9 protein-coding genes are annotated in these 13,682 nt (G+C 42.7%); 4 read left to right on the top strand and 5 right to left on the bottom strand.

Annotated features, from left to right (window positions below):
- Window positions 1-50 precede the first annotated feature (50 nt).
- From M23134_RS13355 to M23134_RS13335, 5 genes are all read right to left on the bottom strand, one after another.
- A complete protein-coding gene (locus tag M23134_RS13355; RefSeq protein ID WP_002696882.1) occupies window positions 51-1,157 on the bottom strand; it encodes an outer membrane protein assembly factor BamB family protein in 1,107 nt (368 codons plus the stop codon).
- A gap of 11 nt (window positions 1,158-1,168) precedes the next feature.
- Window positions 1,169-2,788, bottom strand: coding sequence for a mucoidy inhibitor MuiA family protein (locus M23134_RS13350; RefSeq protein WP_002696880.1), 1,620 nt, complete (start codon window positions 2,786-2,788; stop codon window positions 1,169-1,171).
- A gap of 96 nt (window positions 2,789-2,884) precedes the next feature.
- The gene (locus tag M23134_RS13345) at window positions 2,885-4,603 is read right to left on the bottom strand and encodes a mucoidy inhibitor MuiA family protein (protein WP_002696878.1); all 1,719 of its coding nucleotides are present in this window, start codon (window positions 4,601-4,603) and stop codon (window positions 2,885-2,887) included.
- 52 nt (window positions 4,604-4,655) lie between these two features.
- On the bottom strand, window positions 4,656-6,416 hold the full coding sequence (locus tag M23134_RS13340) for a mucoidy inhibitor MuiA family protein (protein WP_002696876.1): 1,761 nt from the start codon (window positions 6,414-6,416) through the stop codon (window positions 4,656-4,658).
- A 4-nt stretch (window positions 6,417-6,420) separates the two neighbouring features.
- On the bottom strand, window positions 6,421-8,037 hold the full coding sequence (locus M23134_RS13335; RefSeq protein ID WP_002696874.1) for a mucoidy inhibitor MuiA family protein: 1,617 nt from the start codon (window positions 8,035-8,037) through the stop codon (window positions 6,421-6,423).
- Window positions 8,038-8,305: 268 nt separating this feature from the next.
- On the opposite strand from M23134_RS13335, the gene M23134_RS13330 reads away from it, so the two are divergent.
- From M23134_RS13330 to M23134_RS13310, 4 genes are all read left to right on the top strand, one after another.
- Window positions 8,306-9,196 carry a ChaN family lipoprotein gene (locus M23134_RS13330; RefSeq protein WP_002696872.1) on the top strand — a complete coding sequence of 297 codons (891 nt, stop codon included), beginning with the start codon at window positions 8,306-8,308 and terminating at the stop codon, window positions 9,194-9,196.
- A gap of 1,044 nt (window positions 9,197-10,240) precedes the next feature.
- Window positions 10,241-11,155: a DUF4476 domain-containing protein gene (locus tag M23134_RS39820; RefSeq protein ID WP_075164025.1), complete on the top strand. Its 915-nt coding sequence runs from the start codon at window positions 10,241-10,243 to the stop codon at window positions 11,153-11,155.
- Window positions 11,156-11,369: 214 nt separating this feature from the next.
- Window positions 11,370-12,446, top strand: coding sequence for a DUF4476 domain-containing protein (locus tag M23134_RS13315; RefSeq protein WP_002696867.1), 1,077 nt, complete (start codon window positions 11,370-11,372; stop codon window positions 12,444-12,446).
- Between the two features lie 360 nt (window positions 12,447-12,806).
- The gene (locus M23134_RS13310) at window positions 12,807-13,625 is read left to right on the top strand and encodes a DUF4476 domain-containing protein (RefSeq protein ID WP_002696866.1); all 819 of its coding nucleotides are present in this window, start codon (window positions 12,807-12,809) and stop codon (window positions 13,623-13,625) included.
- Window positions 13,626-13,682: the final 57 nt, after the last annotated feature.

Below are 13,682 nucleotides of genomic sequence, written 5' to 3'. Positions count from 1 at the left end.
AGCAGTGCCCACATTCCTCAAGCCAAGCAAATTGCTTGACTTGAGGTTTATTACAAACGGGTTTTCCAAATTACCTTCCCTGTGTTGGTTTGCAACCTTAGCAAGTATTCACCTACCAACACAACACTTTCGTTACCCTCTACTGGGATAAAATAATATACCTTTGCCTTGTTTTTGGCTCCTGCCAACTGAGCGGGGGTTTGTTCCCACAAGGTTTCGCCAGTATTTGTGTTGATTGCCGTTAACACGGTTTTCTTTTTATCGGTGGTTTGATAACTACTAATGAGGGCAAAGTTTTGAGCAGGCAAACAATACCGCAAACGCCCATACACAAAATACTTATTTATGGGTTGGCGGGCAATGTACAAGCGCTTTCTGATGTTTGAACGACGGTTACCAAAAAAACTTACCGGACAATACGCTCGACGATCATAGTATTTTTTATTTTTGACTGCCCCATACTTCGTTTTGAACAAGTTTTTGATTGGCTGAAAAGCCTTCAAAGTCTGGGTTGTTTTCTTGACCTTGAGCGTATTTTTAGGTTCTCTTTGCAGGGTTTGAGCATTATAAAAAAACTTTTCACCTTTTTTGTTAATCACCCACACTTGGTCAGTACTGGCATTATAACCTTGTTTATAGATGCCACTTTTTAGTTCAGGCAAATTTTTGAGGTTGGGCTTTTTAAATGCTTTTTTAGAGGTACCTTTGAGTGAAAAAAAACGGCTATTGGTTCCTGCTTGCATCAGCAGTTTATCATCTTCCCAAGTGAGATTGGTTACCTTGCCCTTGATAGACGATCTGAACAACACCTCTCCTGTTTGAGTGTTCACCAGATACAAACGACGGTGGTCAGCCCGTTTACCTCCTTTGCTGTAGGTAGCATAATGGTCGCTCAAAGCCAGGTATTTGCCCGACACCCCTACATACGTGACGCCTTGCTCATGCAAGTAGCCCAAGCCCCACCAAGATTTAATTAAAATAAGAAAAAGGGGTACGGCTACCCCTAACAATACCACCAATACACCTATCCAATTTTGTTTGATAAAACGCACCAGGTATTGCAGAAAAAATACCCAACCCACCAATAAGGCGATGTATACAATGATGGGGAGGTCATAAAAAAAATCAAACCAATGCAATAAGATTTGTCCAAGCATGTTTCTTTTGTTTACACCAAACCATCTACTTGTTTATCGCGTGGGTATTCTACCGCAAACTTAAAGGGAATGCTCAACGCTTCGCCAGGACCAGGTTTAAAAAACCACTCAATGTATTCATACTCGTTTTTCTTTACCTTGTCGCTGTCTTCTTTGTAGGTAGGCTCTAGCAAGTGTACTTTTATTTCATCATTGCCCGATATAGGCAACTGATCCCACACTACGATTTCCTCCTGAGTGGTTTTGTTGTTTTTTATTTCTATCAAATACTCATACACAATGTTTTGAGTTTTTTTGCTAAAAATACCTCCCTCCTGCTTTTCATATTTTTTCAAAAACTTGTGTTCAATCTTAAAACCTTGATCTATGCCCAAAAACGTCCAAAACTCCTCGGTAGGTGCTACTGCCTCCATATTAGTGGTAGACACAAAGTTGTTGTCTAAAAACACGTTGGCACTGCCTGCCAGAAAAGGGTAAGCTGTTTCGTTGCGCACTTTGGCTTTGAGGTAAGCATAAGGAGAAAGCTTGGGCACAGTAGAATAGCGAAAATGTGCCGAAAAATCTTCGATCATAATGGTTACCCGATGTTCGGTACCGTCGCTCTTGACAGTATGCTTGCCCGACACGCTAAAAAACACTGAAGTTGCCCCGGTTTCTACGGCGGAAGTAGGTTTTGCCATCACCATTTCTTCTTCCAGCTCATCCATCAATGCCCCTGTATCAAGCTCTGATGTGTACATTTGTGCCATGGGGGCTTCTATCATATTTGACATGCCCCTTGCTGCGCCAGGAGCTGGTGCCGGGGGTGGCTTGGGCACAAACAAGTTGATGCGCCAGGGCGACAAGCTGGGTTGTTGCCCGCTTATCTGGGGTTGGGCGGTAGAAAGTTTAAGTAGAGTATCGTTCCAGTTTTCACCCGTGTTTTGTTCTACTATAGCATTGTAGGTAATGTGCATACGTTTGTCTTGAGTAGATACACGCAAGTCGTACACCGGACGCCAACTGGCATTGTATACTACATAAGACAGCTCAAGCGCAAGGCTGGTTTCTTGAGTAGCTTCTACCCATACAGTGACCTGGTTTTTACTTAGGCGCTTGCCTTGCCCCATCTGCTGAAGCTGGTGATTGATCCGATTGAGTTTATTTTCCCAACTTCTTTTATTTTTTTCTACCCCAAAGATCGCCTTGTCTACGGTGGCTAACTCTGTTTTGAAATAGGCCAGCATATTTGCCCATTTTTGCGGATCAAGCTCTAGAGTAGTTTCGGTAGTAGCCGGGGTGATGAGTTTCTTGCCTACCCCGTCTACAAATTCCTTTTCTTTACGCAAACGGTTCAGTTCATCATCCAACAAACGTAATTCATCCTGAATGTTTTGCTGCTCTTCATACAAGGTTTTTCTGTCCAGGTCGGGGGTTTCTTCATAGTGCACCGTTTCAAACTTTACGTTTGTCAGGGTAGCATTGCCTTTGCCATTGACTTGTATGCTATTTTGATCTATATTTTTGGGCAATTTGTCAAACACCATTTGGTATTCGCCAGCCGCCAGCCCTTCTACACTGGCTTGTCTGGTTACCTCAGCCCGATCTTTAAATACAGTAACATTGGTAATTTTTGATGTTAAGGTTTTCATTTTTAGTTAGTTGTCAGTGATTAGTTATTACAAAAGGTAGCTATAGCAGTAGCAGCAGCAGCAGCAACGCTTTATGAACCATTTAACCATAAAAATTTAAAGCCCTTCTACCTCTACTCCTTCGGGGTATTCTATCGCAAAGCTAAAAGGAATAGTGACTGTAGCCCCTGGCTTAAGGCTGGTATGCCATTGAATGTAATGGTAGTCGGTTTGGTGAAACTTAATGGCAACCTCCTTGTCTTTGGGGTTGGGCTGCAATAAATGTACTTTGACCGCCTCATCGCCCGAAATGGGCAATTGATCCCATACAATGATTTCTTCGGCAGTGTGTTTATGATTTTTCACCTCTATTTCATACTCATAGGTCAAGGTATGCATTTTTTTGCCAAAAACATTGCCTGTCTTTTTTTCATACTTACGCAAAAACTTGTGAAAGATTTTCAGGCTTTGGTCTACCCCAAAAAACGTCCAAAAATCTTCTTTGGGCGCCACCCCCAACATTTTTATATTTGCCACAAAATTGTTGTCTAAGAAAATGTGCGCCCTGCCCCGCAAAAACGGAAAAGCAGTGGTGTTTTTGGTTTTTACTTTCAAGTAAGCATAGGGCGAAAGCTTGGGCACAGTAGAGTAGCGAAACCCCACAGGAAAATCGGCAGTGGTAATGGTCACTTTATGGGCTTCGTTGTTGTTGGCAATGGTGTGGCGGGCTTTAATGTCAAATACTGCCGAGGTAGCTTCTGCTTTTACTTCTGCTTCCGACAGTTTCTCTTCTTCTTGCCAGGTATCATTTTGTAGACCCTTCAGTTTCTGTTGTTGCCGTTCCATTTCTTGTTGAGTAGTCATGAGTTCTTCTAGGTTTTGCCTCATTGCCTCTTCTTGTGCCCGCAGTTGCTCCGACATGTTCTGCGCCTCAAGAATCAACTTATCCTTTTCGCTCATACTCAGCTCATCCAAACTACGGTATACAATGCGTTCTCCTCCCGTGCTTTGCCCAAAAGAAGCTCCCCCCTCCTTACCTATCCTCCAAGGTTTTAGGTCGGGGTGTTTGCCCTTAAGCCCCGGAATGGCGGTCGATATTCTCAGGTTTACATCGTTCCACACCTCACTCGTGTCTTGCTTGATCACTGCCCTGTATACTATGTGCATTATACGCTCTTTGGTGTCGAGCCTTATCTCATAGTTGGGCGTCCAGTTTACATTGAGTACTACATACGACAACCAAAGTTTTACGCCCCCCTCTTGCAAGGTCTGGATACTAAGCTCTACTTGCTGGGTTGTTTTATAACGTTCATCATTACAGTTATTATAGACTCTATACAAACCACCAAGCGCGTCATCTTCTGCCGTTAACGTTTTGTTGGCGCTACGCAACAAACCATCTAGTTTTTTACTTCTTTGCTGATAAAACTCCAACATTTCTGTCCATTTTTCGGGAGCTATCTCAGCACTAGAATGTTTACTCTCTCTATGGGTAAATTTGTCTAATAGGCTGTTCAATAAATTTTTGTCCTCCTCTAGCCTGTTTACTTCTTCTTGGGCAATTGCGACCTTTTGCTTTGCCTCTGCCATAAGCCCATTCAAACGTTGAATTTCTACCTCATCTACCTTACCCTTTATATGCTTCAAACTAATATTGCTGAGTTTGACCCCATTTTCGCCTTTTACCTGTATGCTGTCTTCGTCTATTTCGTTGGGCAAATCAACAAACACCAAGTCATGCGCTCCCGCCTCTAGCTTTATGGTGGTTTCACGGGTCACTTCTGCCCTGCCTTTAAACACGGTTACATCGGTAATTTTTGATTCTAAGGTTTTCATTTTCTTTTAAGTTATGAGGGTTTAGTTATTGGAGTTTGGACAGGCATAACTTCTACATTCCCGTTAACCACACATTAGCGGGGTAAGTAATGGCAAACTCAAAAGGAATTTGCAGGCTTTTGCCTGATTCAAGCGTATATGCCCACTCTATTGCCTTGAGCTTATCTACCTTTAGCTCATCAGTATCTTCAGTATACATTGGTTTTAAGAGTTCTACTTTTACCTCCTCGTTTTGCGACGCGGGCAACTGATCTTTGATGATGAGTTCTATTGCCCTTGGTTTAAAGTTTTTTACCTCCATGACATACTCATACACCAGGTTTCTATGCTTTTTACTAAAAAGGCTTCCTGCTTGTTTTTCATATTTTTTCAAAAACTTGCGGGCTACCTTCACTCCTTCATCGGTGCCTAAGAAAGTCCAAAACTCCTCTGAGGGAGCTATAGTATCAATAGAAGCATTCGCGACAAAATTGTTGTCCAAAAAAACATTGGTACTCCCCGCCAACAAAGGGTATTCGGTATGGTTGGTGGTGCGTGCCCGCAAATAGGTATGCGCCGATAACTTGGGCACAGCCGAATATTGCAAGTGAGCCGAGAAGGTGTCTTGCAAAATGGTGACTTGATGCTCTGTATCATCATTTTTGACCGTATGGGTGCCCTCTATTTCAAAAAATACTGCTGTCCCCCCTGTCTCTACTTTTGCCCCTCCTCTATCTATATTTGGAGGGGGAGTCGGTTTATTGTCTACTATTTTCTGCGCTTCTTCCATCTTGCGTTTTTCGTCTCGTTCCAAAAATTGGTCAATGTTCGACTCATCATACACTGCCCCAGCTATCATTATTCCCCGCTCTTTTTCGTCTACATCTTTTGCTGGCTTGGGCATACTCGTCACTGCTGGTCTTTTTGCCTTTTTCATTGCCTTCACTGCGCCGCCCGATACGCCCTTTATAGTTGCCTTCAAACGATCACGCACTTGTTGTGCAGTTACCGGGTTGTGTTGTTGAATTCGCCACGCTTTGAGCTCAGGTTGGCGTCCGCCTATGTGGGGGCGTGCCGTAGACAAACGCAAGGCAGCATCGTACCAAGGTTCTGCAGTGTTTTGCCTAATCACCGCCTTGTACATGAGCTCTAAGGTTTCAGCTTTGGTAGACACCCTTAAGTCATAGTAGGGCTCCCAACTTGCCCCTTGCACCACATAGCTTAATAACAGCTGTAAGGTACCTTCTTCGGCGACACTTACTTGCACCTCTACTTTTTTGCGGGCTTTTTGTGGTTGAGTAAAAAAATGTATGGTTTCTTTTTCGAGCTTGTCCAATGCTTGGGTATTTTGACGCACTTGCTGTTTTACCTTCAGCAAAGCCTCGTCTACATTGGCTTGTTTTTGCCCATAATACTCCAGCATTTTCAACCAGTCTTGCGGGGTGCTTTTGCGTTGTCCTTTGGTGGGCTTGGTCACGCGGTCTACCATTCCTTGCAAAAACCGCTGTTGCCCTTGCAAACGTTGTTGCTCATTTTGTAGCCTTCTGCCCTGCGCTATCAATCCTTGTTTTTTATCCTCCAATGCCTGTACATCTTCATCGAGAGAGTGCTCATAATATTCGGTCAAAAACTTCACCTGAGTAAGCATGGCTTGGGTACCCTTACCGCTTACCTGCACACTCTTTTCTTCTATGCTATCGGGCAATTGGTCAAACACCAAAATATGCTCACCTTGTTTCAGGGTTACATTTGCTTCGCGGGTCACTTCAGCGCGGTCTTGAAACACCGTGACTGTTACCACCTTTGAGTCAATGACTTGAGTTGTATCTTTCATGCGCTTACATATCTTCTATACCAGTGAGGCTAAAATCGTGGGGGTACTCCAAGGCAAAGTGAAAAGGAATTTTTTCTTCTTTGCCGGGCGGCAGTTCATACATCCATTGCAAACGGTTGAGCTTGTCTTTTTTTAGTTGGTCGGTGTCTTCTTTATACGCTGGCAGTAGCAAATGTACTTTTATCTCGTCGTGGTGCGAAATAGGAATCTGGTCTCGGAGGGTGATCTTTTCGGTAGTTTTCTTATAATTCTGTACCAACAACTCATATTCATATACCACATTTTTGGTTTTCTTACCAAAGAGTTTGCCTTCTTTTTTCTCGTATTTTTTCAAAAACTTACGCTCTACCTTAATGCCCTCGTCTATGCCCAAAAAGGTCCAAAAACTTTCGGTAGCCGCCACCGTGTCCATCGAGGCATTTGCCACAAAGTTGTTGTTCAAAAAAACATTGGTTGTGCCCGCCAAAAAAGGATAGTCGGTGTTGTTGGTCACTTTTGCCCGCAAGTAGGCATACGACGACAGCTTGGGTACTGCCGAATATTCAAACTTTGTCCCAAAGTCTTCCATCATTACTGTTACTTGCTGTTCGGTATTGTCGCTCTTCACGGTGTGCCTTCCGGCAATACTAAAAAACACCGAAGTAGCCCCAGTCTCTACCCCTGAGGTGGCTTTAGTCATTTGCTCATTGCCCCCTCCACCAAAGCCATCCATGGCGTCTTCTGCCTCTTCCATACTTGCCACCTCAGACTTTACCCCCAGGTCTGCCACTGCCTCAAACCTGGTATTGCGTAAATCTTCTTTGGCAATGCGTCCCCCCACGTCTACCCGCCAAGGCTCTAGCTGGGGTTGACGCCCGCTTACCTGCGGCTGGGCTGTAGAGAGCTTCAGCGCCACATCTTGCCACTCTTCACCCGTGGTTTGGGTGACCAAGGCATTGTAGGTCAGGTTCATTTTTTTGGCTTCGGTCGACACCCTCAAGTCATAAAACGGGCTCCATTGCGCCCCGTATACAATGTACGACAGGTTGAGCTGTAGATTTCCCTCGGCCTTCATCTGTACAATTACTTCTACTTGGTTTTTGGTGCGGGTGTCGTCATAGCGCAAGTCCTGCAGCTGTTGTGCTATCTTTTTTATCTTGTTTTTCCAAACACGCTGCTCTTTTTCGTTGGCAAGCACTGCTTCATCCAACGCCTCAGATTTTTGCTGATAAAACGCAAACATTTTGTCCCATTCGGCAGGATCAAGCGTGGGCACATCATCTTCTATGGGGGTGGTCAGTTTTACCGTAATGTTCTCTATAAACTTTTTTTCGTTGCTCAGGCGGGTGCTCTTATTTTGCAAATGGGCAAGTTCGTCTTCCAGTACTTGTTGCTCATCCATGAGTGCTTTTTTGTCTTCGTCGGGCACTTCTTCATAATGGGCTACTTTAAACTTGACACTTGCCAGCACCGCATTGCCTATGCCGTTTACTTGCACACTTTTTTGCTCTATTTTTTCGGGCAGTCGGTCAAACAAAAGCAGGTGTTCGCCCGCAGCAAGGCTCAAATCGGCAGTGCGGGTTACTTCGGCACGGTCGCCAAACACAGTGACCGATGAAATGGCAGAATCGATTATTTGCATGATTGTATTTTGAAAAATCAGGTAGCTTCCAAAGTACAAAAGCTTGTGATTATTTGCTAGTGGTGGGGAGTTTATTTGCGTAGTAAAATGGGGCTAAGCTCAGTTCAAAAAATTTAAATTGCCCCCTTCCCCAATTCTTAGTAGCTTCGCAATAGTTGTTAAGACACTTTTATGATACATTACACCTGAAGACCAGGTGCTTGCTTGCGACTTGTCGCTTGAAACTTGCACCTGTTGACACTGTAGACTATTAAAAACACTTTAAAATATGCAAAACACAATACTATCTTGGGGGGCACTGCTTGCTTTGGTGGCAGTGTTGGGGTTTGCCCCTGCCAAAAAAGCCTACCAATTGTTTGACAAAACCGGCAAAAAAACGACTTATGCCCAAATGCTCGCCGAGCTAAAAGATGCCGATGTGGTGCTCTTTGGCGAGATTCACAACAACCCAATCAGCCACTGGCTACAGCTTGAGGTAACTCAAGATTTGTATGCCGCCGAAAAAGAAAAATTGGTACTGGGTGCCGAAATGTTTGAGGCAGATAACCAGGAGCTCATGAATGAATACCTGCAAGGCATTATTTCGCGCAAACACTTCGAGAAGGAAGCGAAGGTATGGAACAACCACGCAACTGACTATCGCCCATTGGTGAGCTTCGCCCAAAAAAACAAATTACACTTTGTGGCTACCAATATTCCAAGGCGTTATGCCAGCGTAGTGTCTAAAAAGGGATTCGAAGGGTTGGATAAACTTTCTAAAACCGCCAAAAAATGGGTAGCTCCATTGCCTATCAAAGTAGACCTGAGCTTGCCGGGCTATGCCAATATGGTAAAAATGATGGGAGGTGCTCATGGCAGGAGTATGGGTGGCATGAGCCCACAAAACTTTGCCCGGGCACAGGCAATCAAAGATGCTACAATGGCGCACTTTATCTTAAAAAACCGCAAAAAAAAGCAAACCTTTTTGCATTTTCATGGTACTTACCACTCCAACAATTTTGAAGGGATTGGTTGGTATTTGAAACAAAAACAAAAGAAACTAAAGGTAGTCACCATTGCCACAGTAAGCCAAGCAGAGGTGGGCAGCCTTTCGGCTAAAAACAAAAATCTCGCAGATTATATCATTGCGGTACCCAGTAGTATGACCAAGACGTATTAAATGTAAATGGTTTGATTGCTTTATTGTGAGATGGTTTGCGAAGCGAGTTTTTTAAATTGCTAATTTTCATTTTGCAATAATGCAAAAGCCTTTATTTAGTACCGTATTATGGTTAGCTGTAGAACAAGCAAAACCAACAGATTCTAAAAACTAACAGTGCAAGTATAGTTAAGATATTAACAATCAATATCTTAACTATACTTATCATTTCAAAACAAGGTGGTTTTAGTAACTATCTAAATTATCGGATAGCGTTACTTTTGCACTAAATAATTTACTTTGAACATCATAAGGCTGAGTAGGGCTTTCTTATAAAAATGAGAGTAAAGAAAAAAGTTGTAAAATTGGAGTTACGACATAACCTCAATTTAGGGCTTTCTTATGAAAAATGAGCAACCTCTCTGAAACTTGCAAAGCACGAGGTTTCGATCGGGCGTGGAGACACCACCCGAGGCGGAAATATGGTTTTTCGGGGGTATATTCTCCTAAAGATCCTTTTATAAGAAAACCCTGTAAGGCTGAGTACAGCTTTCTAAAAAATGAGAAATCTCTCTGAAGCAAAATTCGAGGTTTCAATCGGGTGTGAAGACACTGCCCAAGGCAGGAGCATATCATCATGCTTCACCAGACCTTGATGTGCAAACAAGTTAATTTCCTCTATTATTTACGACTTTACCAATTGCATTGCCAATGCGTGGTTTGCTTTGTTGCTGCTTACCAACCACTGGAATATTTTCTCAATATTGGTTTTCATACATTCGCTTGAGCATTTTTTAAAGACTTAAAAACTATTCAAAAAGAGGCAAGCTCACTGGATAAAACCGAGCAAAGCGATCCTTTTTTATAGCAAAGTAAATTTAGTACATTTTAACGACAAAATTGCGCTTTTCACATAGTTGTACCACACAAATAATACCTTGTATAAGGGTAAGCGATCATAGTATAAAAACCAGGACGCGAGAGATTTTTACCTGCGTAAGGGTGACAAAATCATTCATTAAACCTTCTCTGCTAATACCAGAGAAACAAAAACCGTTTACTACTATGATAACAAGGTGTACTACCATCATTTGCTCACTTTTGCTGCTTTGCTTCAGTACTGTTTTTTTGTCTTCGGCACAGGCACAACGCCGTTGCCGACAAGCGATTCCACACCATTTGTTTAAACAAAAAAAATGTAGAATTCAACAAAAACGTGGGCACCAAAAACTCCAGACAGCCCAACGGGTAGCCCGTAACCACTGCCTTAATAGCCGCCAGGTGAGAACTATAGCTCAGGTTTTTCGCAAAGATCAAAACCGACTGGCATTTGCCAAAGTGGCTTTTCATAATACGATAGACCGTCGCAACTTTAGTTGTGTATACAGCACATTTTACCAGGCTCACTTTCGGCAAAAACTCAAACGATATGTGCGCAAACACGGACACTACAGCGGTGGAAAAAAATGGTGTAAGTGCGGCAAAAGGTCTGGACACTATGGGGGTTGTGGAAATGGTGGAGGAAAAAAATGGTGCAAGTGCGGCAAAAAGTCTGGACACTATGGGGGCTGTGGAAACAATGGAGGAAAAAAATGGTGCAAATGCGGCAAAAAGTCTGGACACTATGGGGGGTGTGGAAACGGTGGTGGAGGCTGTGGTTCGGGAGGGCACAGTGCTGGGTTAATCGGGCAACGTGGTTATATGGAAGTATTGCATAGTGTTCAACGCGAACGCTTTAACTCAAGCAAAATGAGTACTGCCAAGAATATGTTCCAGATTAAACGAAAAATGTTTGTGGTTACTCAAATTCGTAGCATTGCCCAAGAGTTCCGTTTTAGTTGCGATAAAATGACTTTCCTTAAATTTGCCTATAATTATACTTGTGATAAGAGAAAATACCATCAATTATCTAATATGTTTAGGTTTTCTTCAGACCGTGAGGCTTTTTTACGTTATGTCAACAGTCAACAAAGAAGGTAATACGCTGATAAATAAGAACAAATCATTTATTTTTAAATCGGCTAAAGTAACGCTTGACCTAAAAGTGACGAATGGGTATCATATTTTGTAATTCAAAGTCACTTTGCCTGAGTCAGGCACTTACTTAAGCCAATTTTGCAATACTTATCACACGCTTTTATACCTGACAATAAGAGAGTGTGATACCATTTATACAACCTTAATTTATTAATCAATGAAAAAATTTTACTACCTGACCCTTATTGGGCTTATTTTCTCTTCCTCGCTTTTTGCTCAAAACCGTCGCCAAGGTTGTACCAATCCATTGTCTAACTATGCTTTTCAGCAAAAGTATAAAAGCCTGGATCGCCAACCCAATGAAAGCTACAAACTAAAAGCCGCTATTAACCTGATACGCCTCAACTGTATGACCAGTAGCCAGGTCAAACAAATTGCTGCATCGTTTCAAACCGACCAATCACGGGTGGCTTTTGTCAAGGAGGCTTACCTCAAAACCTACGACCGTCGCCAGTTTCATCACGTATACGATGCTTTCAAAAGTTTTCGAAATGTAGCCAGGGCACATCAATATATTATGGCTTTACGCAAAGGTGGGTCGGGAGGCACAGGCAATACAGGACAGGTTACTTTTCCTCATTGGAACTACCCCACCCTTGCCGGATACCAGGGTACTAATAACTGTAACAGCTTTATCAGTCAGCCCATATTTATGAACTATGCCCATCAAGTACACCGCCAAAGCGATGAAACCAGCCGTTACACCCAAGCCTGGCAAGCACTTACGAGTAATTGTATGACTACCGCCCAAGTAATGAAAATGGTGTCGTTGGTAAAACAAGACAACCACCGACTGGCTTTGCTCAAAGGTGCTTTTGACCGAGTATATGATGTAGGAAATTACGCTTCGGCACGGGTGGCGCTTAACTCGCTCACTACCCAACAAGATTTTGATCTTTTTTTGAATAGCAAAGCGGGTACAAGAAAGGAGGAATCTTGCCTGATTGACGATAATGACTTTAAGGGGGTAAACAGTCAAGTAAAAAAAGAATGGGTTGACCGAAAAAAGTTGAATTTGTTACAAAGCATTTTTAAAACTAAAAACAAATGTTATTCTATTGCCCAGCTCAAAACTATAGGAGTTCAGTTCACTTTTTCGGGCGACAAGCTCAAATACGCGAAATGGGCTTATACTTACGCGCACAAAAAAGAGGACTATCACCAAATGGCAGCCATATTCAGGTCTACTTTTACCAAAAGGGATTTTATGAACTGGCTGAAAACGCAAAAATAACTGTTTAAGGAACTTGATCGCCCCGTAAACGGGATTTCGGGCATAGCCCTCAACAATAACCCCGATAAGAAATCGGGACTTTGAAGCTGTCCGATTTAGAACAAATTAGCTTCGCAGAGCTTGAACTTCGTTCTGCGGTTCCCTTTACTGACTTTCGTTACCCCGGCAGTTCCGCCGGGACTATGAGCTTTTATTGTCCGTAGCACCGTCACACGGTCTGGCTCAGTCAGTCTTGAATATATGCCCTCAATCTCGACACTTATTTTGAACATGTTCCTAAACAAACAACACTTATTGTATATTTATCGAACCATAGTTATAGCCCAACTATGGTTTGCTTATTTATTATACCGAAATATTATGAACCTAAAACTATTGATTGTATGCTTGATTTGCCTGGTTTGGCAACAAGCGAGCTTTGCTCAAACCGATTCATTGAAGTTTCCTGACTTAAACTACCCTGATTATAACGGATACAAAGGCAAACGCAACTGTGACTTACCTATGTCAGAAGCGATATTTATTCCGCTTGCCCGGCAGGTGTTCAATACGCCCGATGAGGCACAAAAAATGCTGATAGCTCAAGAGGTACTCAAAGATAATTGCTTGGCAGTGGCGCAAATAATGAAGTTGGGGAGTTTGCTAAAAGATGAAAATAACCGATTGAATTTTCTAAAACAAGCAGCACCTCATGTATACGATTTGTTACACTATGGGCAAGCCACCCAAATACTCCAAACCAACGAAGCCACCAATGCATTTTTGCAATTTGCCCGCAAACAACGACAAAGCGGAGGCAACAACAACCACTCAAACAATAACAACTCTACCAACAATAATAACAACAACACTAACCCCACCAATATTACCCATACTCCTTGTTTGTCCGCCATTAGCGAGGCAGAATACAAGGCTATGCGTAGAAAAGTCAGGCGAATATACACCAACGACATGAAGGAGGCTACCGCCAAAAGAGTGATTCAACAATACCGCTGTCTCAGTGTAAAACAAATACGGGGTGTTTTGCGGTTATTTCACTATGAAAATGCTTCGCTAAGAATTGCTAAGTTTGCTTATGACTATGCGGTAGACAAAAAGAACTACATGAGCCTTAAACGCTTTTTTAAATTCCCTAGCAACCGAGACAGTTTTGCCTATTTTGTAAATAGCCGGAAGTAAGAATTGTTCCTAGTAACAGGTATTTTTTGATTTGCACATTCGATCAAAAACCGGGAA

Origin of the sequence: Microscilla marina ATCC 23134, assembly GCF_000169175.1 — a bacterium.
Taxonomy (GTDB): Bacteria; Bacteroidota; Bacteroidia; order Cytophagales; family Microscillaceae; genus Microscilla; species Microscilla marina.
This window is presented reverse-complemented; position numbering and strand designations above follow the sequence as displayed.